This window comes from Tuberibacillus sp. Marseille-P3662 (assembly GCF_900178005.1).
Lineage (GTDB): Bacteria > Bacillota > Bacilli > Bacillales > Sporolactobacillaceae > Marseille-P3662.
On sequence record NZ_FXBS01000003.1, the window covers coordinates 22,950 to 47,497 of the forward strand.

General features: G+C 39.1%; 28 protein-coding genes and 1 pseudogene. 18 read left to right on the plus strand and 11 right to left on the minus strand.

What is annotated here, in order from left to right; genetic code table 11:
• The first annotated feature begins 254 nt into the window (after window positions 1–254).
• The 4 genes from B9Y89_RS01520 to B9Y89_RS01535 all read left to right on the plus strand — a co-directional run bounded on the left by B9Y89_RS01520 (window position 255) and on the right by B9Y89_RS01535 (window position 2,404).
• Complete coding sequence (locus tag B9Y89_RS01520; protein WP_085520920.1) at window positions 255–692, plus strand: hypothetical protein; 438 nt, start codon at window positions 255–257, stop codon at window positions 690–692.
• A gap of 209 nt (window positions 693–901) precedes the next feature.
• Complete coding sequence (locus B9Y89_RS01525; protein ID WP_085520922.1) at window positions 902–1,249, plus strand: hypothetical protein; 348 nt, start codon at window positions 902–904, stop codon at window positions 1,247–1,249.
• An 85-nt stretch (window positions 1,250–1,334) separates the two neighbouring features.
• A complete protein-coding gene (locus B9Y89_RS01530; RefSeq protein WP_139822669.1) occupies window positions 1,335–1,832 on the plus strand; it encodes a hypothetical protein in 498 nt (165 codons plus the stop codon).
• A gap of 140 nt (window positions 1,833–1,972) precedes the next feature.
• The gene (locus B9Y89_RS01535) at window positions 1,973–2,404 is read left to right on the plus strand and encodes a GNAT family N-acetyltransferase (RefSeq protein ID WP_254901155.1); all 432 of its coding nucleotides are present in this window, start codon (window positions 1,973–1,975) and stop codon (window positions 2,402–2,404) included.
• 124 nt (window positions 2,405–2,528) lie between these two features.
• Here the strand turns inward: B9Y89_RS01535 and B9Y89_RS01540 are convergent, their stop codons facing one another.
• From B9Y89_RS01540 to B9Y89_RS01550, 3 genes are all read right to left on the minus strand, one after another.
• A complete protein-coding gene (locus B9Y89_RS01540) occupies window positions 2,529–3,722 on the minus strand; it encodes an MFS transporter (protein WP_085520925.1) in 1,194 nt (397 codons plus the stop codon).
• Window positions 3,715–4,668 (minus strand): DNA-3-methyladenine glycosylase family protein, encoded by a 954-nt coding sequence (locus B9Y89_RS01545; protein ID WP_085520927.1) that lies wholly within the window; start codon window positions 4,666–4,668, stop codon window positions 3,715–3,717. Before B9Y89_RS01545 ends, B9Y89_RS01540 begins: the two co-directional genes overlap by 8 nt.
• 116 nt (window positions 4,669–4,784) lie before the next feature.
• Window positions 4,785–5,633, minus strand: a complete 849-nt coding sequence (locus tag B9Y89_RS01550; protein WP_085520929.1) for an isocitrate lyase/PEP mutase family protein — start codon at window positions 5,631–5,633, stop codon at window positions 4,785–4,787.
• 115 nt (window positions 5,634–5,748) lie between these two features.
• Here B9Y89_RS01550 and B9Y89_RS01555 point away from each other — a divergent pair, with 115 nt between their 5' ends.
• On the plus strand, window positions 5,749–6,435 hold the full coding sequence (locus B9Y89_RS01555; protein ID WP_085520931.1) for an ArsR/SmtB family transcription factor: 687 nt from the start codon (window positions 5,749–5,751) through the stop codon (window positions 6,433–6,435).
• Between the two features lie 229 nt (window positions 6,436–6,664).
• Here B9Y89_RS01555 and B9Y89_RS01560 read toward each other — a convergent pair whose 3' ends face one another.
• From B9Y89_RS01560 to B9Y89_RS01575, 4 genes and pseudogenes are all read right to left on the minus strand, one after another.
• Entirely contained in the window at window positions 6,665–6,958 is a 294-nt protein-coding gene (locus B9Y89_RS01560) for an AbrB/MazE/SpoVT family DNA-binding domain-containing protein (protein WP_085520933.1), read from the minus strand.
• A 91-nt stretch (window positions 6,959–7,049) separates the two neighbouring features.
• A pseudogene (locus B9Y89_RS01565) lies at window positions 7,050–7,160 on the minus strand (recombinase family protein); the annotation flags it as partial.
• Window positions 7,161–7,307: 147 nt separating this feature from the next.
• On the minus strand, window positions 7,308–7,934 hold the full coding sequence (locus B9Y89_RS01570) for a hypothetical protein (protein WP_085520935.1): 627 nt from the start codon (window positions 7,932–7,934) through the stop codon (window positions 7,308–7,310).
• Window positions 7,935–8,311: 377 nt separating this feature from the next.
• The gene (locus B9Y89_RS01575) at window positions 8,312–9,544 is read right to left on the minus strand and encodes a DNA polymerase IV (RefSeq protein WP_085520936.1); all 1,233 of its coding nucleotides are present in this window, start codon (window positions 9,542–9,544) and stop codon (window positions 8,312–8,314) included.
• Between the two features lie 270 nt (window positions 9,545–9,814).
• On the opposite strand from B9Y89_RS01575, the gene B9Y89_RS01580 reads away from it, so the two are divergent.
• Both B9Y89_RS01580 and B9Y89_RS18890 read left to right on the plus strand, forming a co-directional pair.
• The gene (locus B9Y89_RS01580; protein ID WP_085520938.1) at window positions 9,815–10,675 is read left to right on the plus strand and encodes an ATP-dependent DNA ligase; all 861 of its coding nucleotides are present in this window, start codon (window positions 9,815–9,817) and stop codon (window positions 10,673–10,675) included.
• A gap of 223 nt (window positions 10,676–10,898) precedes the next feature.
• A complete protein-coding gene (locus B9Y89_RS18890; RefSeq protein ID WP_176222061.1) occupies window positions 10,899–11,045 on the plus strand; it encodes a hypothetical protein in 147 nt (48 codons plus the stop codon).
• 272 nt (window positions 11,046–11,317) lie between these two features.
• Here the strand turns inward: B9Y89_RS18890 and B9Y89_RS01585 are convergent, their stop codons facing one another.
• The 3 genes from B9Y89_RS01585 to B9Y89_RS01595 form a co-directional block, all read right to left on the minus strand.
• Window positions 11,318–12,214, minus strand: coding sequence for a hypothetical protein (locus B9Y89_RS01585; protein WP_085520940.1), 897 nt, complete (start codon window positions 12,212–12,214; stop codon window positions 11,318–11,320).
• Between the two features lie 513 nt (window positions 12,215–12,727).
• The gene (locus B9Y89_RS01590; RefSeq protein ID WP_085520942.1) at window positions 12,728–13,654 is read right to left on the minus strand and encodes a hypothetical protein; all 927 of its coding nucleotides are present in this window, start codon (window positions 13,652–13,654) and stop codon (window positions 12,728–12,730) included.
• 60 nt (window positions 13,655–13,714) lie between these two features.
• Window positions 13,715–14,305, minus strand: a complete 591-nt coding sequence (locus B9Y89_RS01595; RefSeq protein ID WP_139822671.1) for a hypothetical protein — start codon at window positions 14,303–14,305, stop codon at window positions 13,715–13,717.
• Between the two features lie 94 nt (window positions 14,306–14,399).
• Here B9Y89_RS01595 and istA point away from each other — a divergent pair, with 94 nt between their 5' ends.
• From istA to B9Y89_RS01615, 4 genes are all read left to right on the plus strand, one after another.
• Complete coding sequence (gene istA, locus B9Y89_RS01600) at window positions 14,400–15,635, plus strand: IS21 family transposase (RefSeq protein ID WP_085521582.1); 1,236 nt, start codon at window positions 14,400–14,402, stop codon at window positions 15,633–15,635.
• Window positions 15,636–15,774: 139 nt separating this feature from the next.
• A complete protein-coding gene (locus B9Y89_RS01605) occupies window positions 15,775–16,785 on the plus strand; it encodes a DUF3231 family protein (RefSeq protein ID WP_085520945.1) in 1,011 nt (336 codons plus the stop codon).
• A gap of 476 nt (window positions 16,786–17,261) precedes the next feature.
• Window positions 17,262–17,840: a CBO0543 family protein gene (locus B9Y89_RS01610; RefSeq protein ID WP_085520947.1), complete on the plus strand. Its 579-nt coding sequence runs from the start codon at window positions 17,262–17,264 to the stop codon at window positions 17,838–17,840.
• 23 nt (window positions 17,841–17,863) lie between these two features.
• Window positions 17,864–18,547, plus strand: coding sequence for a DUF421 domain-containing protein (locus B9Y89_RS01615; protein ID WP_085520949.1), 684 nt, complete (start codon window positions 17,864–17,866; stop codon window positions 18,545–18,547).
• Window positions 18,548–18,844: 297 nt separating this feature from the next.
• Here the strand turns inward: B9Y89_RS01615 and B9Y89_RS01620 are convergent, their stop codons facing one another.
• Complete coding sequence (locus tag B9Y89_RS01620; protein WP_085520951.1) at window positions 18,845–19,111, minus strand: hypothetical protein; 267 nt, start codon at window positions 19,109–19,111, stop codon at window positions 18,845–18,847.
• A gap of 530 nt (window positions 19,112–19,641) precedes the next feature.
• On the opposite strand from B9Y89_RS01620, the gene B9Y89_RS01625 reads away from it, so the two are divergent.
• From B9Y89_RS01625 to spoVAE, 7 genes are all read left to right on the plus strand, one after another.
• Entirely contained in the window at window positions 19,642–21,135 is a 1,494-nt protein-coding gene (locus tag B9Y89_RS01625; RefSeq protein WP_085520953.1) for a phospholipase D-like domain-containing protein, read from the plus strand.
• Window positions 21,136–21,492: 357 nt separating this feature from the next.
• Window positions 21,493–21,774, plus strand: coding sequence for a YetF domain-containing protein (locus B9Y89_RS01630; protein WP_085520955.1), 282 nt, complete (start codon window positions 21,493–21,495; stop codon window positions 21,772–21,774).
• Between the two features lie 157 nt (window positions 21,775–21,931).
• Window positions 21,932–22,138, plus strand: coding sequence for a DUF1657 domain-containing protein (locus B9Y89_RS01635; protein WP_085520957.1), 207 nt, complete (start codon window positions 21,932–21,934; stop codon window positions 22,136–22,138).
• Window positions 22,139–22,207: 69 nt separating this feature from the next.
• Window positions 22,208–22,672 carry a YhcN/YlaJ family sporulation lipoprotein gene (locus tag B9Y89_RS01640; RefSeq protein WP_085520959.1) on the plus strand — a complete coding sequence of 155 codons (465 nt, stop codon included), beginning with the start codon at window positions 22,208–22,210 and terminating at the stop codon, window positions 22,670–22,672.
• 17 nt (window positions 22,673–22,689) lie between these two features.
• Window positions 22,690–23,169: a stage V sporulation protein AC gene (gene spoVAC / locus B9Y89_RS01645; RefSeq protein WP_085520961.1), complete on the plus strand. Its 480-nt coding sequence runs from the start codon at window positions 22,690–22,692 to the stop codon at window positions 23,167–23,169.
• Window positions 23,170–24,183 carry a stage V sporulation protein AD gene (spoVAD, locus tag B9Y89_RS01650; RefSeq protein WP_085520963.1) on the plus strand — a complete coding sequence of 338 codons (1,014 nt, stop codon included), beginning with the start codon at window positions 23,170–23,172 and terminating at the stop codon, window positions 24,181–24,183.
• The gene (gene spoVAE, locus B9Y89_RS01655; RefSeq protein ID WP_085520965.1) at window positions 24,180–24,536 is read left to right on the plus strand and encodes a stage V sporulation protein AE; all 357 of its coding nucleotides are present in this window, start codon (window positions 24,180–24,182) and stop codon (window positions 24,534–24,536) included. Before spoVAD ends, spoVAE begins: the two co-directional genes overlap by 4 nt.
• Window positions 24,537–24,548: the final 12 nt, after the last annotated feature.

Below are 24,548 nucleotides of genomic sequence, written 5' to 3' on the forward strand. Positions count from 1 at the left end.
CTGTAAAACAGGTGAATGGCTTCGATTAACGAAGGAACAAAGGTTTCTTATGATTGTTGGTTTATCGACTGTACAAAAAGAAAAGCGCCTTGTCTGATCCTCCCAGATTAAAGACAAGAACGCTTTTCCCGGTGCCTGATTTATTATACACTTTACGTTAAACACATAGCAAATGCAAGGGTATCGGTGTCTTATTTTGTATTTGTAGGTGCCCTAAATACGCCTATGATCATATACCATAGGAGGGAATTTGTATGAATGAATTTAAGATAAGTGGTACTTTCCATAATAAAGGTTACTTTATTAATTTGCCTATTGATACTGTAAGAGCTGAAAGTCAAGAAAAAGCTTTTGAAATAGCAAAAAACATGGATAGGGGTAAAGTCTTCTTTGATTCAGATTCAACCCATATCATCCATCAAATAAATGGACAAGCTACTGTGATTAACGCCGACAACATCAACTATTGTGAGGTTTCAGTACCAAGCAATCAAATTAAGCATGTTATGTTAATGGGTTCACCCGTCTATGAACAAGATTATCATCCCATTTCTTTAACTGAGGTGACCAAAGCTTTATTAAAACAATCAGTTGAATGGGGTAGAAAATCAATTCCGTTTGAAAGTATATCGTATGGAATCGACGAAGTCGCTCCAGAGAAGCAAAGCATAAGGGGGGAGATTCATGTATAAAGTTTGTTCTTATTGCGGTACATATGCCGACGACGAGGGTTTTAAACGCGAAGAATTTTATTGTCATGATTGTTTAGATAAAAAACGTTCGGTAATATCGAGTTGACTACAACTCTAGAAACACCTTAAAGTTCGGGATTAACCTACATCCGAAAGAGTGGCCATAATTTTTTATTCGGTTTTATAAAATTTATCGTGAGGTGTGTACATTGATTTTTTTGTACTCCTTTGACATCCAAGGGGACGGGATGGATTTTGTTCTTAACGAAAAAATTGGAGAGGACATGATGAAATATTGTCCGGAATATGAGGAAATGTTAAGACCTCTCGTCGCTTCTTTATGTGATGTACTCAAGCGATATAAGTTTGATAGTAAAAGCGATACAATCATGACAGGAAGGATTTTGGATAATAACGAATTTGAAGTCATGCTTAGTGAAGGGTTGGGTGATATTATTGACCCATACACAAAAAACCAAGTTATCTTTGAGAGCGCAAAAACCATTGCCGATCTTTTAATGAAGGTAATGCACCGTGGCACCATGGAAAACAGGTAAAGTTTCCGCAATCGGGCCATTTAACGGAATAAGCATTTAAAATTTGAAGATCCGTGTGTTTATAAATTTTGGGGGCTTAATGATTATGATGAGAAAGTGGAACTGGGTACTTTTTGTTCTGACAATCATTTTGTGTGTAGCAATTTTTTATATTAATTTTTCGTATTATGCCGGCGTTATTGGAATGGGTTTTTTTGGGGGACTTCTTGGTTTATCACTATTTTTTGGTGTGTACGGATTATTTAAAAAGAAAAAAAGTCGCCGAATTCTCTTTGTAAATGGTGGAATCATCGCATTGATAATTATTATGTTTATTATTGCAATACCCCGTTATACCTATGATGACGCAAGGCAAATTGCATCGTCGCATTATGTGAACCAAAGAAATACGGATTCAGTTGTTATGCCTATATTGGATAAAACGGTTCCATCGAAAAGTCATTTTTCTTGGTTGTTGAATAATCGATTATATTATGTGGGTATCAAGGATGATCAGGAAAATCAAATAATACATTATGTTGTTGATCCCGTCCAGGGAAAGCTCACAAAATTAGATGAACCGTATTGGAAAAGTACTTCATAATTGGGTAAACCAATTTTAGTTTATTCCAGAAAAGCGCCAATATTGCATATAAGGGCCAGATAATTAAATAAATGGGGGGAGAAAAAATGAGTTTTGTGATTCGTGAAATGGTAAAAGAAGATATTAAGTAAGTTCAAGACGTGGCAAGAAAAAGTTGGAACTCGACATATGAAGGGATAATCCCGCATCAGGTACAGGAAAACTTTTTGAACGCTGCTTACAATGACGAAATGATGGAAAAGCGTTTAAATGGATCATTTATTTTTGTTGCAGAAATGGAAGATAAGGTCGTAGGTTTTGCCAATTTTACGCCAGTTAACAGTGAAGGACAATCAGAGTTAAGTGCAATATATCTCTATCAAGACTGTCAAGGTGAGGGTATAGGCACTGCTTTACTTCAGCGAGGAATTAAGGAGTTAGAGAATCTGAAGGAAGTATATATTGATGTTGAAAAGGAAAACACCGTCGGAAAAACTTTTTACGATGTCAAAGGGTTTAAGACAATTAAAGAATATGATGATAATTTCGATGGTCACATTCTGAAAACGGTTCGGATGTGTTTAACAGTTTAATATGCAACTAACGGGCGCAGTCGCGGAATAACGAGAACGTGAGTTATCTGGAATGAAGAGGCGTACCTTCCCTAGAAAGGTATGAAAATGTATTAAAGGATGGGGGAAAACACCCATCCCCGATTTATCCTGCAACTGGGCTCTCTAAGCGTTGTTTCATTTTAACTGCAATCAGAATAGACATAAGAATGGACAAAGCCGCGATGAAACAAGCAAAGATGAAAATGGCTTTATATAAGCCAATCCATACGGCTCCAAATCCAATTCCTATTGTAGGTAATCCGACACCAATATAAATGACCACATAAAGTGTGGAAACAACATCTCCTCGTCGGTTTTCCGGAGCAATCTCATTGACTAATGCCATACTTCCCATAAAGGCAAGGCCTTGCCCTAATCCAGTAATGATGGTGCTTATGATTAACAGCGTAATTGATTGTGAAGGTACAGCGAACAAAATACCGGCCAAACCAATGATTAGTAAAATAAGCCCGGAAATCATTGATGTTCGAAAAGATAGGTTTTTAAAAGTTAATTGAGCAACAGCTGATGCACCCAACATAAGAAATACAACGCCCCCTGTTATGGCTAAGTTATGAATCCCCATCAAGGATGAAACATAAGAAGGGACAAGGGACATGAATAAGGCTGTTACAGACCAAGCTGCAAAAGCAGTAATAGCACCCATTGCAAAAGGTGTACGAATATTAGAAGGGACACTTGGACGTTGAGGACGCCAACGTCCGGTTGATTTTGATGTAACCGTCTCGTTCATCATAAGGATTGTAATAAACCCTGGTATAAATAAAATCAGGTGTACGATATACGGCAATACAAGTGGAATAGGACCGTACTGTGCAAGAATTCCTCCTAGTATTGGCCCAACTGCAGTTCCACCCGCTGTTGCAATTGATGCAACGAGCGAAGCGGTTTTTCGGTGATTGGGACGGAGTTCAACCAGTGCAGCCGTCGCTGTTCCACTCATCATCCCTGCTGCTAACCCCTGCAAACCTCGAGCGATAAATAACCAAGCAATACTACCTGCAAATGCAAAAATAGCTGAACCAGCAGCTGAAATCAGTAATCCAACAAGCAGGACCTTTTTTCTTCCGATTCGATCAGAAAGTTGTCCAAATATTAGAAGGGAAGGAATGAGAACCAGAGCGTAAACAGCAAAAATCAGTGTTAAAATTGCTGATGAAAAATCCCATTGCTGCTGATAGACGCTGTACAGAGGGGATGGAATATTCGCTCCAACCATTAACATTAACAGGGTGTAACCCACTAACCAAAAGGTTACCGTGTTTTTCTTACTCATCTGAAATCACCCCTGATCGATGTTTCTGTTCAACAAAATGGGCCAACTGAAGCTGTAACCACCATACGAATGCTGCCCAACTTCGCCAAGGAGACCACGCTTTTGCAATTTGGCGAACTTCATCTTCAGTCGCCCGTTTCCCATGTTTATAGAATTGACCGATAATGTCTTGCAATCCTAAATCACCAGCTGGGATGATATCCTGAAATCCTAGTCCCCTCATCAAGACATACTCTGCCGTCCAGCGACCCAAACCTTTAAACTGCATAAGGGATTGACAGGCTTTGTCGTAAGACATATGTGTTAACGCCTCAAAATCAATATCCCCACTGGCCACAGCCCTTGAAGCGGTGATTAAGTATTGCGCTTTTTGACGGCTAAATTGATTTTCACGAAGCTTTTCTTCACCTAATGCAATAATTTGCTCCGGTTTTGGAAAGACCGGATAAGACTTCCCATTAAAATGAAATGTATCGCCACAAAGACCTTGTAGCTTTAACTTTAATTTTTTGGCAAACGTAATATTAATTTGTTGTCCAATGATCGCCCAAACAAGAGCCTCAAAAGGGTCTCCGATTAATACAGGTCGTAACCCTCGATAGGAACTCATTTGTCCACCTAGTATTGGATCTTTCACGGTCAAGAGATGAAACGGTTCGGGATCAACTGTTAAGCAAAAAATACGCTTAAGTGTATCTACAGCTTGATTTAATATTGCAGCATCAACATGATCTCCAATCACTTCGACCTTGAGCCTTGCGTTATCAATAGAGCCTTCATGGTTCATTTGAACCAACACCGGTTGATCTGTAAATGTAAAAACACGATGATATCCGTGGTCATCGATTTTTTCAAGGATGGACGAAGGTGATGTCCGAATATAGGCCAGGGCTTGACCAAATGCATAAGGTTGAGCGGGTATGATTTCTGTTTGTTTTTTCTGCATGTTGCACCTCCAATAAATTCACTAGGTGACATCGTTTAAAAGAGTCACAGAAAGGATTGTAACCACAAATGAATTCAACGCTAGTTGAAATATGAATGTTATTCTATTTGATGCGATTACGATGTTTGTTCTACCAATTTAGCGACCTTCCTATATGACAGAACATCGCCCTGCATGTGATGAAAGGTCTGCTGGTTTTTGATTTCCTCACTGATTGTTTTCAATAGGGTTACGGTTGCTCTGAAAGGGCTTGAACCGCAACTAACCCTTTCAATTCCGAGGTTTGATAACTCACTCAAATTAGGCATGTCAGGATCAACCAAAAGGTTGATAGGACAGTTCGTTTCTTTCCTGAGTTTCTGGATAATCTCCCGATCGTGCAGGCCGGGTACAAAAATACAATCAGCTCCGGCTTCCTCGAATGCCTTAACACGTTCAACCGTCTTTTGGAATCGCGTTGAGGGATCGTCAATGTTTAGCCAATACGTATCCGTACGCGCATTGATAAATAAAGAGGAACCCTCTGTCGTATCTGAAAACTCTTTGATCGCTGTTATTTTCTCCTTTTGCAGGGAAAGATCATATAGTGGATGTTCAAGATTTCCTGTTCCGTCTTCAAGGTTGATCCCAACAGCACCTGCTTCTAAGACTTTCTTGGCTGCTTTTGCGACATTCTCAGCTGATTCTCCATACCCTGCCTCAATATCTGCACTGACGGGAACATTCACTGCGTCAGCAATCGTTTTAATGACCTCTGTCATTTTCTCGGAAGGTATATTCTGACCGTCCTTAAATCCCAGTGACGTGGCGATACCTGCACTTGTTGTTCCAATGGCTTCAAATCCACTTTCCTCAAATATTTTTGCGCTAATCACATCCCAGGCATTTGGAAGGACAAAAGTTGACCCAGGTTGATGCAATTGGTGAAAATGTTTGGTCTTTTGTAATTGATCCTTGGGATTCATAAAAAAACCTCCGTTTCATGTATTGGATAAGGCAGCTTTTTTGCCTGCTTTCATTGTAACTTAAGGAAAGTTCAACTATAATCGAAATATGGAATACATGTTGGGGGTGACTAAAATGGGTGCAAATCCAAATGTTGCAGAAGTTGTTTCTTTGATGGGGGAATCATCGAGGGCAGCGATCCTGACCAATTTAATGGACGGCCGATTTCATACAGCCACTGAATTAGCGTATATGGCCGAAATCAAACCTCAAACCGCGAGTTTTCATCTTGCAAAATTAGTAGATGGTGATTTTGTAATCGTGGAGAAACACGGTCGTTTCCGTTATTATCAGCTTGCCAATCGGGAGATAGCGAATATGTTGGAATCTTTTTTGTCCGTTTCTAAACCACCCAAAGTTCGTTCATTGAAACAATCCTCCCAGGCCAAAGCCCTGCACAGCGCAAGAACCTGTTATGACCATTTGGCAGGATCGCTGGGTGTAGGTTTAACAAATGCGATGGTGGAGGAAGGCTATCTCAAAAAAGAGGAGAAGGACTTTCGGGTGACCCCAAGCGGGGAACAATTTTTCACAGAGTTTGGTTTGGATATGACGGCCTTAAGAAAAAAACGCCGGTCTTTTTCCCGAGCCTGCCTCGATTGGAGCGAGCGCCATCATCATCTTGCAGGGGCTTTAGGTAACGGTCTTGCCAAACGTCTTTTTGAATTAGAATGGATTACTCAAGTTCCTTCGTCACGTGCGATCAAAATTACAAATAAAGGCCAGTCTGGATTAAAGCAGGAGTTTCACCTGTCTATTTGAGAGATTTACCTTGAAATTAAGATTTCAGCAAACGGGCGCGTTTGTTTAATAAAATAACTATATTTGTAATGAACATATGTGTGCAGTTAGATGAACTGTCCCCCATGCCCTTCAATCTCACTGAAAATGTGAGCGTCCCATTTTTGAGGATTTTCTCCATGGGTCGTATTTTTTGTCCTTCTCGGAACTCTGTCGCTCAAGTAAATGTATGTTTATCAAAGCCCACCTTTTAGTGGGCTCCCACCGGTTCATCAATAGATTGTTTTATTTCATTAACAAGTTCTTTCGCAGCATCTTCACTCAAAATCACGTTTCCATTAGCAAGTACCAGATTATTATCCGATACCTCACCTGTCATTTGGCACGCCTTGGTAGGCTTATATTTTTTTAGGACGATTTTGTCTTCATCCGTGTAAACTTCAACTGGATCTTTAATATTAATATCAAGGTTTCTTCTTAACTCAATTGGCAAGACAATACGACCTAATTCATCGATCTTCCGAACGATACCCGTTGATTTCATTGAATCATCCCCTTGTATGATATTAACATTAGTTTCTATGTCGAAATCGCTCACACCTTCTTTTTTTATGTAAAAATTTCTATGTCCCTCTCCTCACAACGCCACTGACTTTCTCCTGGACAATTTCATATACACCATACTTTGTTAGTTGCTCAAGCTGGCCATCTAAGTTTTGATCTTCAGTGCTAACCCGCGCATACCCTCAAGTTGGCCACCTTTTATTGGGTTCATTAAAAAGAAAAGTGTATGCGATTGACTGTCAATTATGCCTTCACAATGATGCTATTATCAGCAGTTTGGAAGTCATATGCCAAATGCCATTGTAGGCATAAGGTTAATCTTTTGATCTTTATTTGCTTGTGTGTTCATCGATCCATTGCTTAACGGATTCGGTCATTGTTACCGTATGATCTTTAATGTCTTCCATGATCATTGTGACGACATGACCAAAGGATATAGTTTCATAAGGATTATGCCGATTAATGTATTTAATGATCTCACGCAGCTGTTTCATTCGTCCGGGATCTAGTTCCTTGTTGATATGCATAGCCACCAAACTGTGAAAAACATCGGTGTTTTTTAAAGCCAATTCCAATAACAATCCCGTTGCTGAAGATATTGTTAAATCTAATGCATAGGCCAATCTAGCTAATTGATCATAATCTCTTTGGGTGAAACGCATGGTGATTCGTCTTTTGGTTATACCTTTCTTCGTTTGATACTTTTCATTTTCAAGCTCCCCCGTATAAAGGGTTTGATTGTTGGCCCAATAATCACGTCTGAAGTAATCGGACAGGTATTCAAGAACGGGATGAGCATATAGACCCCTTTTGCAAATCGTGACGCTGACATCTTTTATGGGCGTATCTGTGATGTAAGATAGTCGGCTGACCGCTTCATAAAGCTGAATGGCAATCGTTGGCTTGATATCTCGTTTTTTATCTGAACGGGTCTTACTCTTGACTTCGACACTCATCTTGATCCCTCACTTAACTTTTAGACACTGTCCCTGTGTCCTAGACTTAAGTTAATACCTATGAGGGGGGACCCTTCATTTATGTATCTTTAGGACAAAAAAATAACTGGATATGTAAACCCAGTTTTAACCTTGAATGACTATTTCTTTTTGGCGGGGATTCCGTATTTTTTACCGACTTCTTGACAGCGCTTGGCCACTTTTTTAGCTTCACTTTTTGACATATTAACGCCCATATAGACCATCAACTCCTTTACGAGCCAGTATGGTCAGAGGCCAATGGATTCATACACACCAAATAGGTGGGACAGTCATAAACGCTCATATTAGCTTTTGACCAGGTGTTAATGGGTCGTTGTCATATCATCATCCCCCGATTATTTATAATGGCCACCTATTTTAGCCGATCGCTCAAAGGTTTGACCGGCAGCGGTTAGTGAAGCGGCCCTGACAATAGCGGTATTTCCATATTTATGATAAATCGTATCTAGGGCCTGATTAAGCTGGTGTTTTTTATTTGTCGCTTCAAAAAGACTTAACTGAATGTTATGACCCTGTTGCAGCTGTGATAAAGTTACACCAAGGCTACGGATGGGTAACTGATCCCAATACCGATGAAGCAAATGATCAGCTGCATGGTAAATATCTAAGTCAAAGTCTGTCGGGGACGTGAGTTTGATTTGTCGATGAAACCCCGTCGGCCGATCAAAGTCCGCACCCCTTACACCTAATGACACCGTTTGGCCAGTATAGCCCTTAGCTCGTGCTCGCCGTGCTACCTCTTGGCTTAATTCAAGCAACACGACTCGAATATCACTTAGGATTTCATAATCTCGGGGCAAAGTCATGTTGTGACCAATGGCCTTTTGCCCGTCATGCGTTTGGGTTGTCACAGGCGCAAAGTCACGGCCATTGGCGGTTTGCCATAATACCTGACCGTTGATGCCCCATCGCGATTGAAGCTGTTGCAATGGGAAGTTCGCTAAATGGCCGATTTGACGGATGCCCATTCGAATCAAATGTTGCTCCATCCGGTTACCAACCCCAAAAAGTTTTCCAATCGGTAGCGGCCAAAGTTTCTCTTGCATATTGGAGGTATCAAGCTGAAAGATACCATCCCGATTCTTTTTGGCGAAGTTATCACAGGCCATTTTAGCCAAGACTTTATTCGGGCCCATCCCAACCCGAGCATAAACCCCTGTCACAGCCATAATCCTTGTCTGAATCTTCGTTGCGATCTCAAAAGGTTCACCAAAAAGCCTTTGGCTACCTGTCACATCTAGAAATTGCTCATCAATGGAGAAGGGTTCGACCAGATCCGTAAATTGCTCACAGATCTTTGTGATTTGTAACGACATATCAATGTATCGTTGCATTCTTGGACGCCTCACGACAGCTTGGGGGCATTTTTGTTGGGCTTTCCATAGGGGTTCGGCTGTTTCAACACCGAACTCTTTAGCTATAGGACAAGCAGCTAGAATAATGCCGCTTCGTCTCTCTGGATCACCGGATACAATAACGGGCTGGTTCTGTAATGTCGGATCATCAGCCTTTTCAACGGAAACATAAAACGACTGCATATCAACAAGGAAAATCACGCTGCCTTTCATCATGAACCTTCTTTCAATAGAAACATGTGTTCTATTGATCATTATATACGAATACACATTCGATTTATACACAAAAATAAAAATGCCATTAATTGGCGTGAATTGAGTCATAAATGGCGTATTTATTTGAGGGCTATTTGTCGTGCCAAGTAAGGCGGAAAGTTTAGCATATATCAATCATTCATATGAGAATCATACCTTAAAATACCAAAAGCGTTGGACTAACAAGATGGTTTCAATCTTTGCTAAACTTAGCTTGGGTGAGACATCATGTTTATAGCACCGATGTTACTTGAAACAAGCGAGCACGCATTTGATCATTCCGATTATATATTTGAACCTAAATTTGATGGTTTCCGAGCCATTATAAGCGTTAACCAGGGTATGACGACCATTTATACTCGACATCAAACCGTTGTGACTGAGCGTTTTCCTGAACTTTTAAATGGATCGATAGCCGATGATGTTATTCTTGATGGTGAAATCGTTTGTTATGATCAAGCAACGCAAAACGTTGATTTTGAGCTTGTCATGAACCGTTTCTCTACGAAACATCCGGAAAAGGTTAGACGTAAGAGCCGATCCTTACCATGCTCATTTATTGCTTTTGATATCTTGTATTATAAAGGGAAAGACTTGCGAGGCTTACCATTAAGAGAGCGAAAAACGGTGCTTGAAAATGTACTGGCCGATCATGCTTTCATTCATCAAACACCTTATGTCGTCGGTGAAGGGAAAAAGCTTTTCAAAACGATCCAAACGGCCAATATGGAAGGAATATGTGCTAAGTTTTCTAATAGTCCTTACCAGTCCCGTCGAAGTCCACATTGGCGTAAGATCATCAACTGGAGGTACACCGAGGTATACCTCACCGGTTACCTTAAAGCGCCGGCATTTGGATGGCTTGCAGCCATCAAGGCTAATAACAGGCTCAATCCTGTTGGCATCATCGAACATGGTCCTTCAAGAACGGAACGTCAGGCTTTCTATCAAGCAACCGAATCCCTTATCAAAGATGAAGATAACAAAAGCGTACACCTTAAACCAGCCATCCGTGCTAAAGTCAAGTTCCGAAATTGGACAAGGAAAAGCATGCTGCGGTCACCGGTGTTTGAAGAATTCATTTTATAATCCTGCTGCATTTTGTAGCAGGATGTCTTTTACCCATTTTTTTGAGCAAAATAAAAGGCGCCAATTTTGCAATTAAATTAATTTTAAGGCTCCCCCGGATTTGAAAAATCAAGTTATATCAGAAACAACTCTTTGTATCGTCTATGAATTCCATTTGATTGGATATCCTACCCAAAAAAGTACTATTATTAGTATGGTGAATAAAATAAGAAGGAGGATTCCTATGGCATTTAAATTACCAATTCATTCACCTTTGATTCGCCACGAAGATTCAGAAACAGATATATTTGGTCCAAATATTGTACTAGATCACGAAGGTGGATTCACTAAATTTTCGGCGGATGAGATAAAAAAAGTTACCCTACAGTAGAAATTCATTATAAAAACGGTGATATCAACACTTGTTACGATTTTTCAACATATGATTTTAATGAATTTTTATGCTGGGTTAATTTTAATAGGTTAAAAGAAGAATAGGCTAATAAAACTCTGATTAACTCTGGTTCTTTTCCAGAGTTTATTTTGTTATTATTACTTTTTGTTCTGAATAGTATAGGTCAAAAATTTTCTTCACTAACTTGAGCTGTTAGTTCTATTATATTTCATTGAGAAATCCTTCACTTATTCTACAAACCCCCTTCTTTAACCCCCATACCCGGAATAGTTAGAAATCTCAGGTTCTCCCCATACTCTTCCTTGTTTCACCATTAAAGATTTTATTTGGATAATTTCTCCGCCATCTCTTTTAATCCATTTATAAACTTTAAACCTTCTGTCTGGTCTTTTAGCATTGTAATTGTGGGAAAGCTCTATTTTTGTAGGAGCGCCCCAACTTGAATATTTGATATATTTCTCTAACATACCATCGTGAGGAGGTTTGCTCCTTAATTCAGACCTTTTTTCAGCCTTAAATTCAGCTTTTTTATTTTCCAATTTTGCATTTGCATTAGCAATCATTTCATCTACTTTCTTATTATATTTCGGAACTCCAGAAAGATAATTCAAATAATTAATTGCTTTTACATAGTTACCTTCACCAATTAGTTTGGGCGATTTCTCGAAAAGGATGGAATTTATTTTTCTAATTTTTTGTTCGGAGTCCTTATAACCTTTAATTTGAGTAAAACTGGATACTGCTTCTAAATATTTTTCTTCATTCAATTTTGTTATGGCTTGATTATAAGCATCCCGTCTATTCGCCCAATCACTTAATCTAGGTTTAACTGATAGAAAAAGTGTGACAACAGTGACCCCAATAAGACTAGAAATGAGTATTTTCTTTTTCTTTGCTGTAATTACTTTTTTAACTTGGCTCCAATTATCATAAATAAAGTAAATTACTAAAATTAAAGCTGGTAGCCACAGAGGGCTATACAGCCATATATCTCCAAACCAATTCCTAACATAGTCATCTGGAAAGTCGCATCCTAAATGAAAACAATAACCCTCGACTCTAGGCTCGTGTCCGACATATTTATATATAAGAAACCACACCCAAATAACTAAAATAAAAATAACTATTCCTAAGCAACCGACCATTATTTACCCCCTTAATTCCGCATAACTTTCGAAAAATCACACAAGATCCCTGCTTATGTACAAAAAAATAATGCTTCCACCATCAATTGCATCAAAGCCCCGTATGAATGATATTTTGAATCCCAATGGGGTTACTTTATATTTAACATTATATTTGCAACTACTACCTTTTAAATTTCTGAGGGCATTTACAATTGGGCCACAAGCCGAATCATTCATGTCCACATTTTGATTTTGTTCAGCTTGGCGGCAGGCTAGCCTCTGCCGAATTTCGGCATGCAAGGGATAATAGTGGAAATTTTTAAGCGTAAGCAGTCTAAAAAATACAACCCGACCCTTGCATGAAATTAGTATCAAAAGAAGAAGGATCACATTTGCAATGAGATTAAAAAAGATGGGGGATAACCCATCTAATTGCACACATTAAATTCAACTGCTTTTTAACAGCATTTTTACGTAATATGGAAAATCCGTTAATAAAGTTGGATGCCATATTATGCTCACTAAAGATGTTTATGTGATCGACCAACCATATTTTTCTTCCCTTTTCTCAAATGCTTCTTTCCCTCCTTCTAAAATGTCACATACATGTTCCTTAATACCAATATGAAACAAAATACCCTTTGCAAGGGGATTATTATGTGTACATTCAAGCGCTCCTGTCACATACTCAAACTGATATTGAGCATTTTCTCTGTTAATTTGTTGTCCAGATTGATTAGCGACAATAACCTGCTCGGCGTCAGTCAACACTACTAAATTAGCATTATGCGTAACAATAATTACCTGTCTCTCGATTTTCTTATCTTTAATAAATGTATTCAACTCTGTAAAAATGGTTCTATTGTCTAAATTATCTTCTGGTTGATCAATAAGAATTGGATACTTAGCATTACTTAAATGCAAGAAAAGTTGAAGTAAAACGAGACCTCTTTTACCTGGTGACATATGAAGAAATGAATCATTTCTTTGTATTAGATCATAATCAATATAAAATAAATCTTCCAATAAAGCATTGGTAACATCTTTTAAACTATTACCTGTCTTTAAATGAAGGTCACTATTGTCATCAATCAAATACCTAAAAATGTTATTAATTTTCCATTTATGTTGAGCAAAATTATCAAAAACGAATTGATCATTTTCCTCAAATGTATTTTCAATAACTTTGCTAAGTTTCTTTCTTCTGTTAAAAGCATTTGTAAATCGTGCAAAGAACCTTTCCTCATCAAATTTAATATGTGCTTCTAATTTCAGTTCGGATGATATTTGCTTATAATTATCTTTATTTAGTTCTTGATAAATTTCATCATACAATCCCAGAAGCTCATCATACCTTCGGGGTATAATGTTTTTGATCGAGTCAAATTGTGTTTTAAGGGAATCAACAAATTTTTCCTTTTCATCAATCTTTGATAAAATCTCTTTTTGTTCCTTCAAATTTCCTTGCAACTCTTGAAGCCTATGTTGATTTTCAAACCTTTTTGTAAATGGATCTAACTACTTCTCAATTTCATCAATATTTGTTTTACCCTCGTTTAGCTTTTCTTCAATAGTTTCAGTGATTGAAAATTTATTTCTAATAAAATTATTAAATTCCTCATCAATGAAATCTTTTATTTCTTTTGTTATATTTTCTAATAACATCTTACCTTCATCATCAATTCGATTAAGAAACTGTTCAGTTTTCTCTTCAATTAATTCCTTATATCTTTTACTTTGGTATTCAACATACCCTTTATATTCGTCTAACACTTTCAAATTACTATCATTTATTAATAGTTCTTTGTCGAGTTTCTCTTTTTGTTCACTTAATTCTTCGTATTTTTTATTGTCTTCATAAGACAATCCTGAACTTTCCCTTATTTTATCAACTTCGCTTTCAAGACGATTTATTTCATTTTGTACCGTCGTTTTATCTCCTAAATTTTTCACTTCTTGGTTCGCTTCATCTAATTCACTTTTAATATTAAATAAAGTAGTTATGTCTTCCTCAATTTGTGTCTTTAGATCCTTTACTTTTTTATTATGTGTTTCGTATATATCTCTAAAACTGGGGTTTTGTAAAAGTATATCTGTGATTGTTATCAACGGTGATAAAATCCCTAATAACAACGGTTTCAAATTCCCCAAAAATAACGGATAATCATTTCTATATGACATAGAACATTGGAGTGTAGAAATGATGGTCAAAGATGGGGAGTTTTTTATGATTAAAGAGTTCTATCAAAAAGGTTGGTCGATTACCGCGATTTCTAACGAAACCGGATTTGATCCCAAAACCATTCGGAAGTATATCAATCAGGATCAACTGCCGGCCCGAAAGACTTCAAATAACAAACAAAGTAAGCTTGATCCTTTCAAAGATTATTTGAAGAAACGGATTAAAGAAGGTACAACTAATTGTGTCGTATTATTTGATGAAATACAGGCCATGGGTTATGTGGGAAAGATGACGATTCTACGGGAATTTGTTCGTCCTTTTCGCCAGAAACCCAAAAAACAAGCAACTTTACGGTACGAAACACCACCTGGAAAGCAGGCACAGATGGACTGGGGCCATGTTGGCAAGTTTGAAGTAGACGGAGAGGACAAAGAAATCTATATATTTACCATGGTGCTAGGCTATTCGCGTATGAAATATGTTGAGTTCACGGACAGTATGAATTTGGAGACTTTAATGAAATGTCATATGAACGCGTTCGCCTACTTTAATGGCGTTCCTGAACAAATTTTATATGACAATATGAAAACCGCGGTCATCAAACATAGTCCTGTAGAAATCCGATTTAACCGGAGGTTTGAAGAGTTTCTTGCTTATTATGGTATCGTACCTAAGGCTTGTAAGCCCTATCGTCCTCAGACGAAAGGCAAGATCGAAAATGTTGTAGGCTATGTAAAGAAAAACTTCCTGCAGCGGAAACACGCGCCTACCTTGCGATCGCTTAATGATGATGTACGCCAGTGGTTAGATAAAACGGCAAATCATAAGATACATCACACCACCCAGGAATCGCCACAAGCCCGTTTTCAACATGAGCAAACATACTTAGGACAATCAAACACCAAGCCACTCTTCCACATTAATCATTGGGAAATGCGTCGTGTGAGCAAGGATTGTTTTATTTCTTATCAAGGGAAACGCTATTCCGTACCTTTTCGGTACGTAGGACAAGCGTTGAAAATCAAAGAAACCCTCGATCACCATCTGGAAATATACGATGCCCATGAATGCATTGCGAAGCATCCGATTATGACAGGTCGAGCAAGGGATCATATTGATTTTGAGCATTATAAAGGACTGAAACCAACTGCTAATGGTTTGCCGACCGATAGCCGATTCCAGTCCTCTGATATTGAAGAAGTAGCCAAACGGCCTCTTCAAATCTATGATCAACTAGAGGAGGGCGATCAGTCATGAAAAATGATATTACTAAATTCAGTAAGGAAGAGGAGACATGTTTAGGATATATCTAAACAGCCTTTTTTGCATTTACATATTCAAGGTGAATGTTGGGGATACCTAAAGTAGCATAATCTAGTTACTGGAGGGAACCCAAATAGAACCTGAAAAGAATGTCAAATTAACATCAGTAGAGATTACAGAGCTTTGGACTGCTTACATGAATGACACGGCATTAACATGTCAATTTCAACAATTTTTAGCTAAAGTAGAAGATGAAGAAATTAGACCACTCATCCAACAGGCTTTGGATTTAGCTCAAGGCAATATAAAAACTTTAACTGAGATTTTCAATAAAGAAGATTATCCTATACCATATGGATTCAAAATGGATGAAGATGTAAATGTAACTGCCCCTCGATTATTTTCTGACACATATGTTTTGAATTACCTTCACCAAGGGGCACAAATTACCTTACAAGCCTATAGTATCAGTTTGTCTTTAGCTGTGAGAGCAGATGTTTACAGTTACTTTAATGAATGTATTTCACAGTTAACTGATTTTCTAAGAGAAGTAAAGGAAGTTTTATTAACTAAAGGGCTTTATATGAGGTCTCCATACCTCCCAACACCTGAGACTTATGATTTTGTAAAAAGTCAGAGTTTCCTTACAGGTTATTTTGGTGAAAAAAGACCTTTGACAGGTACAGAAATTGCAAATCTCTATGCTAATTTTCAAAGGAATGCTCTAGGTGTAGCCACTATGATTGGATATAGTCAGGTTGCAAAATCAAAAGAGGTAAGAAAGTTTCTTGTAAGGGGCAAAGAACTTGCCCAAAAGCATTGTGAGGTATTTGGCTCAATCATGAGAGAGGATGACATTCCTGTTCCTATGACATTTGATACAGAGGTGACAGACTCAACGACTTATACTTTTTCTGATAAGCTAATGATGTTTTACTGCACATCCTTAATTGCCTTAAGTGTTGGGTATTATGGTTCAAGTATGGCCATGAGTCCAAGAAGAGATTTAGGTGTGCAATATAGCAGGCTAGTAGCTGAAATACTTAAGTATGCTGATGATGGGGCTAAACTTATGATTAAACATGGATGGATGGAAGAACCACCTAGGGCTTTGGATAGGGATGAATTAGCCAAGAAAAAATAACTGTTCAATTTTCACCTTCTCATATTCCGTTAGATGTTGGAAAGACTACGAGAGGGGTGTCGTCTAGGGAGGCATTACGTCTGTATTTTTGCTATAATATTTTGTCTTTTTCTCTAATTATGATTGTTCTATACATTTAGTAGGGAGAGATTCAACATGAATGGTTTAAAACAGCTATCTGATGAGCTCCTTGTCAATTAATTAAATGGTATTTACCGAATAGTGGCCCCTGAAATTACGAACCGTTTCCGTACCCCAGGGTTCTCGCCTGCTTTCTCCATTATTATAAGCTGATGTATTCTGTTTTTATTGTTATATCTTAAATCTAGACTTAAAAAATTCATTTTAAGATATTTCTAATTCATTAAAAAAGTCGAAAACCCGTGTTAGAAGAACTTAAAAATGGTAATACTAAAAAGACAGCTCAAAGAGTTTGAATTCAAAAGTATCTGTCACCTTTTAATTTAAATATAGGGGTGATATCAATAGATAATATATTTGAAAATCTTAAGGAAATACGTTTATTAGAAGATAAGCTGTATCATTTAGAATTAAATGGTTGGCTAAAAAATGAGTTTTTATCTTGGGAATGGTGGATTCTAGTCGTTTTTTTAATTATGCCTTGGGTTATATGGGCTAAACTTGTTAAACGAGACATTATTTTAGAAATTTTGTTATTTGGTACCATAATTATCTTGACAACAACCTTATTAGATGTAGTTGGTGCACAATATAATTTTTGGGATTACCCCATTGCATTCCTACCTATTATGCCTCGGGCCTATCCTTTTGATTTTTCAATGGTACCTGTGGCTCACATGTTGTTATATCAATATTTTAGAAGATGGAAATCTTTTATTTTAGCCCAAATCATTATGGCACTAACATATGCCTTTATAGGTGAACCCTTTTGCGAGTGGGTCAAACTTGTTAATTATTTAGAGTGGAGATACAGATATTCATTCATATATTACATCATTGTTGGAATTGCAACTCGAGCTTTAATACTAAAACTAGCCTCTTTATCTAAACCTCAAGATCTTACAACTAAGTAAAATTTAAATTGGAGGAAAAAACTTTGGAAGAAGTTAATATTGGTTTACTAACGATTAAACTTGTCATCGGTTTTGTCGCATTATTTTTTATCGTCATCGTCACAGGCAAGACATCCATTTATCAGTTAACGCCTTTTCACTTAGTTTTTGTGTTGTTGCTTGGCGATCTTTTAGGAAGCATCATTTACCAAGATCAGTTAGGCATTATCTCCTTTTTATATGCCGTCGGATTATGGACGCTTCTCATGTTGGGGGTAGAGTTTTTAACCCTCAACATGAAATCGACACGTTCTCTTTTAGTAGGCAATCCTAACATCATCATTCGGGATGGCATGATTGATCGGAAAATAGCGAAAAGGAACAAATTAGATGTGAATCAAATATTAAGTTTACTGCGACAAAGAAATGTTTTTTCAGTACGTGAAGTCAAATACGGTATATTGGAAACCAATGGTCAAATCACTACATTACTTAAATCGAAATATCAAAAGCCGGAAAAGCAGGATCTGAATCTTCTGGAAAGTCCTGTAGACCTCCCCATCACCTTGATAATCGATGGCGAAGTTTTAACGGATAATTTACGCGAACGCGGATTTGACCAACAGTGGTTAGATAATGAATTATTGGCCAATGGGTATGATAACGAAAAAAAAATACTTCACGCTGATTGGCGGGATAGTGAAGGTATTCATATTAGCCCCAAATAAAAAAGATATTGTATGCAGTACGCTCATTTGCTGACTAAACCCAACTTTTTCGTTAAAATGTTGATTGATATGGTGCAAATTCCTTTTTTTCCTTCAGGGGCATCAAATCTTTTTAGACGATCTTACCAGCTCTTTATTTACTTTTCTTATCCATTCCAATATCTGTGTCCAACCAAAGTGGCAGAATGCACTTTAAGGTGTAGTTGACAAGTTGAGGTTCGCTAAAAAGCCCATTTCATCAGTACATTTCATCAATAGATTGGGGGATTTGGTCATATATCAGAACAATTTCTCAGGTTATTCTAAACCAAGATAATCACATTTTTCAATAAAATCTTTTTTGACGTGTTCGGCGTCTTCCCCTTCTACGATGATAAGCAACCATTGTTCTTGCAAACTCAAGACAAATGAAACCACTTGCGGAATATCCTCTTGCCTGCATAATTCTCCGTTTTTACATAAATAAATGACGCTTTTCGATTTTCGAATTCGCTTATACAAAGCTAAAATCATTGAAATTGTAAATTCGCTGGTCAATAACTGAAATGATTGTATGCTTTTCATTGCCAATTTCCTCATTTCTATCGGTCGGTATACTAAGTAAATCACAACTATTGAACCGTTTAAGGTGCTTCAGAACTAGTTTTCACCCGAGTATTGATCATACCGTAAAAATCATTACTAGGAGGGATTGGAAAATGGGTTTTGCATGGTTAACTTTCTCCGCTTGATCTTTGTTCAAATTCACGATTCAGATTTATGTAGAGTGTTTCCAAACCATCTCATTGCTTGCCCCTTCTCCCCTTTTTGTCGAATCGGGTGTCTGAGAATCTCCTAAAATAGTATGCCCCACTCGGCAGGTAAAATTCACACCATATATGCTTTCATTTTAAAGCTGCAAAATGCACTTGATATGTCGACCACCGTTTTGGATTTAATCTTCGTACATGAAAAATTCTCATACCATTTCATTCATTACAGTTCCAATTTCTGATGAACATTCAATATGCTGAAACCTTTCTATCATAACTTGCCAAGTGTATATACCTATCACATTTTACACAAGTTATAGGCTAAACAAGGAGGAATAGCACTTGGAATGGATTCTATGGCTTTACCTATTCAATGCGTTGTTTATGTTAATCATAATGATCCGTGAGGTTCGCCGACCGGCCAAGGCTTTAAATTGGCTAGCTATCAGCCTGATTCTACCTGTCATCGGTTTCGGTCTTTATCTTAGCACAACGAATCCGGTGCACATACGTCGGGAGAGACTGACTTCTCCGCGCAGTGAAGACACGCTGCCTGATTCATTCGGGCGCTCAGCATCGGTTGTCGCTCATGCTCTACGGCATCTGACTGTACATGGGATTCGGAAAGGCCGAGTCGAAGTACTCATAAACGGCAGTGAAACCTACGAAAAACTCCTTGAATCCCTTCGGAAAGCCAAAAAAACGATTGACCTAGAGTATTACATATACCGGGATGATCCAATTGGTAAACGTATTACGGAGCTCCTGATCGATCGGGCGGATGCGGGGGTTCAAGTCCGTTTTATGAGGGATGGTTGGGGCAGTCGGGAGTTTCCACGGCGTCAAATCATCCGGATGAGGGATGCAGGAATTAAGTGCCGGACGATCTTTCCATTGCGGTTCCCTTGGTTCCTGTCTAATTGGAATTATCGAGATCATTGTAAGATTGTTACGATTGACGGAAAGGAAGCTTTTACAGGGGGAATCAACGTTGGGTATGAGTACACGGGATTAAAATCAAATGTGGGATTCTGGCGCGACACTCATTTGCGAATCGAAGGCAAAGCTTCAGACGACCTGCAGACGATCTTTGACGTCCATTGGAAAATAGCATCGCCGGAATGGGTGAAGACAAAGTCACGCCCAAACACAAAAACGGATCATACACGATCTCGGAAAACAGCACCGTCCGACCGGCAGGCACTTTCCGAATCACTGACAGAATGGGGCACTGAGTTGGGCGGCATCGATGATTTAGAAACGTCACGAAGCACGGAATCGTTTCATAAAGTCCATATACAGACGATAGAAGGGAATCCCGGAATCCCTACGCCAGTCATTCGTGAAATGTACTTCATTTGCTTGACTCAAGCGACTCAGACTGTTGATATCACCACCCCCTATTTTGTGCCCGATGAAGATATCCTAATGGCGATAAAGACAGCCGTCGCACGCGGTGTGCGTGTAAGATTGCTGGTACCGCGCCATGTGAATCAAAAAGTTGTGGGACCTGCAAGCCGCACCTACTACGGAGAACTGTTGGAAGCAGGGGTTTATATTTATCAGTACGATAAAGGCATGCTGCATGCGAAACAGATGATCATCGATGGGGAGATTGCTGAAATAGGCGCCGCGAACTGGGATATGAGAAGCTTTCGCCTGAATTACGAGGTGTGTGAAATTATCTACAGTACTGACGTGGCAAGGGACCTCACGGAGCAATTCGAGCAGGATCTCGCTGATTCTGTGCAGTTTCGAATGGAATATTTGTTAGAACGTTCCCTTCCTCAGCGCTTGATTGAGCAAGGAGCTCGTCTACTTTCGCCGTTGTTGTAAATAAAAAACGTCTGGGTGATACTATGGACTTTGTTTATACTCGGACTCGCACTATTATTTTTCAGTTTAAGAAAACCACCAATCAAAGATTAGGTTCTCATTTTCTTATTGACCACTTATATTTCAATCATTATTAGCGTCTGGATTGTAGCGGAAAAAATGCTCACATATCCCGTAAAGTTTTTTAAGAGCGATTTCGATACCAGCTTACTCTTTGAATTCCTTTACCCTTTGCACGGACTGTAGATAACATCTCCCTTAAGGTAAATCGAGAATGTCTGAGGTTGGCTTTAATGATTTTTCCGTACTTTATCGGCAATAACTGGTTGTCCAATAATAATTTTATTTAACCAACGTATGAAAAAACAGGAAGCAGCCGCGGTCACGCCCAAACAATTAAATCTTTTCTCAGATTATAAAGAATTGCCGATTGCGGTCGTGATTGAAGGTAAAATTCAGTACAAAAACTTGAAGCTCATTCACAAAGATGAACAATGGTTAAAACAGCAACTGAATGTACGAGGTTACCCCCAATTTAGCGATATCTTTTATGCAACGGTCAGAGACAGTGATCATGCGATATCTGTAGATACACGGAAAGGGTACCTATCACGATGTACTTACGGACAAGGTCGATGAAAATAACAGGTAGTTCCTTCAGCCGACCCCTGTCATTATGGTTTTCCCATTGAATTTAAGAAAAGTCATAACAATAACCCATAAATTTACAGAATAAAATAAATGCCATTTTTCACACTATCTATTGTTGATTAATTTTTTTAAGGAGGGAAACACCATGACGGTAAGCAGCCAAGTTCAACAGGCATTGGCAAGCTTAAAAGGTGCACAAGCTAGCTTTGAATCGTTTTCGCTTGAAACTCAAAATCAACCGGCTAAACAAACGTATCAAAATGCAGCGCAACAATGCCAAATGCTTGTCGATCAAATCGAAGCGCGTGTACAGCAAATTCAACAAGAAGAGCCTCAATACAAACAGCAATAAACATTGGAAAAAGGTTGGCTCAACACGTCAACCTTTTTCTCAGATGAAAAGAGAAAGGATCGTTCAGGAATGAAAAAGATCATACGGACGGGACGGTATTTGATTATCGTTCTCTGTTTACTAATTAGTGCAGCTTGTGGAAATAAAGATGAGAACCCAGACAATGCTGAAGGTTCCGTTACAGAAATCAGTAACCAGCAGGCGAACGATCAGTTTATTGCAAATCAAACAAAAAAACAACTGATCAAGTGGGAAGCGGTCACCGGTGTAAAAGCCGTGCAACTTGACAAAGAATTGCTCGTCGCGTTGGAAATTCGGCAACGGAATAAGTTCCAATTAGAACCGCTTAGCAAAAAGGCCACGAAGGCTTTAGAAAAGAAATTCCCCGGTATGGACGTGACGGTAACAACCGATCAGAAGGCCTTGCTTGAATTAGGGAAATTGGAAGATCAATTTAAAAACGGAAAGCTTGATGAAACAAAACTGGAAAAACAATTTAAGAAAATCAAACAAATCGACCAAGACGTGTATTAAGGAAAAGAGGTAAAGAAATGGGCAACAAAAAAAATAAGAAAATGACGCCAACCCAACAGAAATACCAAAAGCTTGAAAAACAAAAAGAGACGAAGAGGCCGGTTTTTAAAAACTGCGTGAAGGCCTTTTTTGTAGGCGGCTTCATCTGCCTGATCGGACAGTGTATTCAAACCTTTTTTATTCACTATTTTGACTTTAATCAACAAACAGCCGGGTACCCAACCGTAGCGGTGCTCATCTTTATTACCATGCTTTTGACCGGATTTGGCGTTTATGACCGCATGGCTCAATTCGGCGGGGCCGGGACCGCAGTACCGGTTACCGGATTTGGTAATTCAATGATATCAGCAGCGATCGAACACCGAACGGAAGGTTTTGTCCTCGGGGTTGGGGGAAACATGTTTAAATTAGCAGGTTCTGTCATCCTTTTTGGCGTATTTTCCGCGTTTGTGGTGGCTACGATCAAAACGATTCTCAAGATGTTGGGGGTGGTGTAAATGTTCGTCGGTCATCATACGTGGACTTTTGAACAACAACCGGTGATTGTTGCCACAGGCACGGTTGGCGGGCCGTTTGAAGCCCAGGGTAACATTCCGGATGACTTTGATTTACTTCACGAAGATGTCTGGTTGGGACAAGATTCTCACGAAAAAGCGGAAAAGGTATTTTTTGAAGAAGCCTCTCAGAAAGCCATTGAAAAAGCAGACCTGCAAAAAGAAAATATTCAATTTTTCCTCGGAGGGGATCTGGTAAACCAAATAACGACAAGCAGCTTTACGGCCCGAACCCTGGAAACCCCGTATCTCGGATTATTTGGTGCATGTTCGACCTCAATGGAGGGACTGGCTTTAGGAGCTTTTATTGTAAATGCCGGCGGAGCGCGGCATTTATTAACCGGCTCAGCAAGTCACAATGAGGTTACCGAAAAGCAATTTCGTTATCCTACGGAATACGGAGCACAAAAACCCCCAACCGCCCAATGGACGGTCACCGGCGCTGGAGCAGCTGTGTTAAGCGATTCCGGAAAAGGCCCTTGCGTGACCTCCGCTACCATCGGCCGCGTGATCGATATGGGAATGAGCGACCCGTTTAATATGGGCGGTGCGATGGCGCCAGCTGCTGTGGACACGATTGAAACCCATTTGAAAGAACGCAACGTAGATGCATCCTACTATGATCTCATCGTCACCGGTGACCTGGGTGAAATCGGACAGTCCATTGCCTTTGAATTGATGAATAAACACAAGCTATCCATCACAAAAGACCAGTTTCAGGACTGCGGCTTAATGATTTACCGCAAGGGCCAACCAGTCTTAGCCGGAGCCAGTGGGGCAGCTTGTTCAGCTACCGTTGTTTATGGACATTTGTTGAACCGCATGCAACAAGGGGAATTCAAACGAATCCTCGTGGTTGCTACGGGCGCACTGCTTTCCCCTCTCACTTATCAGCAAAATGAATCGATTCCGTGTATCGCACATGCCGTCTCCATTGAAACTGGGGGTGAAGTATAGTGTGGATCTTTTTCTGGGCATTTGTCATTGGAGGTTTGATCTGTGTGATCGGACAAATCATGTTTGATGTTTTGAAGCTGACCCCGGCTCATACCATTAGTACCCTTGTTGTGATTGGTGCGCTGATGGATGGTTTCGGATGGTATGATCCCCTGATCGACTTTGCGGGGGCTGGCGCGACTGTCCCGATCACAAACTTTGGAAATGCCCTCGTCCATGGCGCGATGGTCGATGCCGAAAAATACGGGCTTGTCGGCGTGATTACCGGAATGTTCCATTTGACCAGTTCGGGAATATCAGCCGCGATCATTTTCGGGATGATCGGTGCTTTACTATTCAAACCTAAAGGTTAAGGAGATGAAAAA

Bases quoted from the DNA above. Each gene is read 5' to 3' on its own strand.
- B9Y89_RS01585 (WP_085520940.1), bottom strand. From the start codon at position 12,214: ATGGTCGGTTGCTTAGGAATAGTTATTTTTATTTTAGTTATTTGGGTG.
- B9Y89_RS01580 (WP_085520938.1), top strand. From the start codon at position 9,815: ATGTTTATAGCACCGATGTTACTTGAAACAAGCGAGCACGCATTTGAT.
- spoVAD (WP_085520963.1), top strand. From the start codon at position 23,170: ATGTTCGTCGGTCATCATACGTGGACTTTTGAACAACAACCGGTGATT.
- B9Y89_RS01630 (WP_085520955.1), top strand. From the start codon at position 21,493: ATGAAAAAACAGGAAGCAGCCGCGGTCACGCCCAAACAATTAAATCTT.
- B9Y89_RS01620 (WP_085520951.1), bottom strand. From the start codon at position 19,111: ATGAAAAGCATACAATCATTTCAGTTATTGACCAGCGAATTTACAATT.
- B9Y89_RS01560 (WP_085520933.1), bottom strand. From the start codon at position 6,958: ATGAAATCAACGGGTATCGTTCGGAAGATCGATGAATTAGGTCGTATT.
- B9Y89_RS01575 (WP_085520936.1), bottom strand. From the start codon at position 9,544: ATGAAAGGCAGCGTGATTTTCCTTGTTGATATGCAGTCGTTTTATGTT.
- B9Y89_RS01635 (WP_085520957.1), top strand. From the start codon at position 21,932: ATGACGGTAAGCAGCCAAGTTCAACAGGCATTGGCAAGCTTAAAAGGT.
- B9Y89_RS01570 (WP_085520935.1), bottom strand. From the start codon at position 7,934: ATGAGTGTCGAAGTCAAGAGTAAGACCCGTTCAGATAAAAAACGAGAT.
- B9Y89_RS18890 (WP_176222061.1), top strand. From the start codon at position 10,899: ATGGCATTTAAATTACCAATTCATTCACCTTTGATTCGCCACGAAGAT.
- istA (WP_085521582.1), top strand. From the start codon at position 14,400: ATGGTCAAAGATGGGGAGTTTTTTATGATTAAAGAGTTCTATCAAAAA.
- B9Y89_RS01640 (WP_085520959.1), top strand. From the start codon at position 22,208: ATGAAAAAGATCATACGGACGGGACGGTATTTGATTATCGTTCTCTGT.
- B9Y89_RS01530 (WP_139822669.1), top strand. From the start codon at position 1,335: ATGATGAGAAAGTGGAACTGGGTACTTTTTGTTCTGACAATCATTTTG.
- B9Y89_RS01555 (WP_085520931.1), top strand. From the start codon at position 5,749: ATGGGTGCAAATCCAAATGTTGCAGAAGTTGTTTCTTTGATGGGGGAA.
- B9Y89_RS01540 (WP_085520925.1), bottom strand. From the start codon at position 3,722: ATGAGTAAGAAAAACACGGTAACCTTTTGGTTAGTGGGTTACACCCTG.
- B9Y89_RS01550 (WP_085520929.1), bottom strand. From the start codon at position 5,633: ATGAATCCCAAGGATCAATTACAAAAGACCAAACATTTTCACCAATTG.
- B9Y89_RS01545 (WP_085520927.1), bottom strand. From the start codon at position 4,668: ATGCAGAAAAAACAAACAGAAATCATACCCGCTCAACCTTATGCATTT.
- B9Y89_RS01520 (WP_085520920.1), top strand. From the start codon at position 255: ATGAATGAATTTAAGATAAGTGGTACTTTCCATAATAAAGGTTACTTT.
- spoVAC (WP_085520961.1), top strand. From the start codon at position 22,690: ATGGGCAACAAAAAAAATAAGAAAATGACGCCAACCCAACAGAAATAC.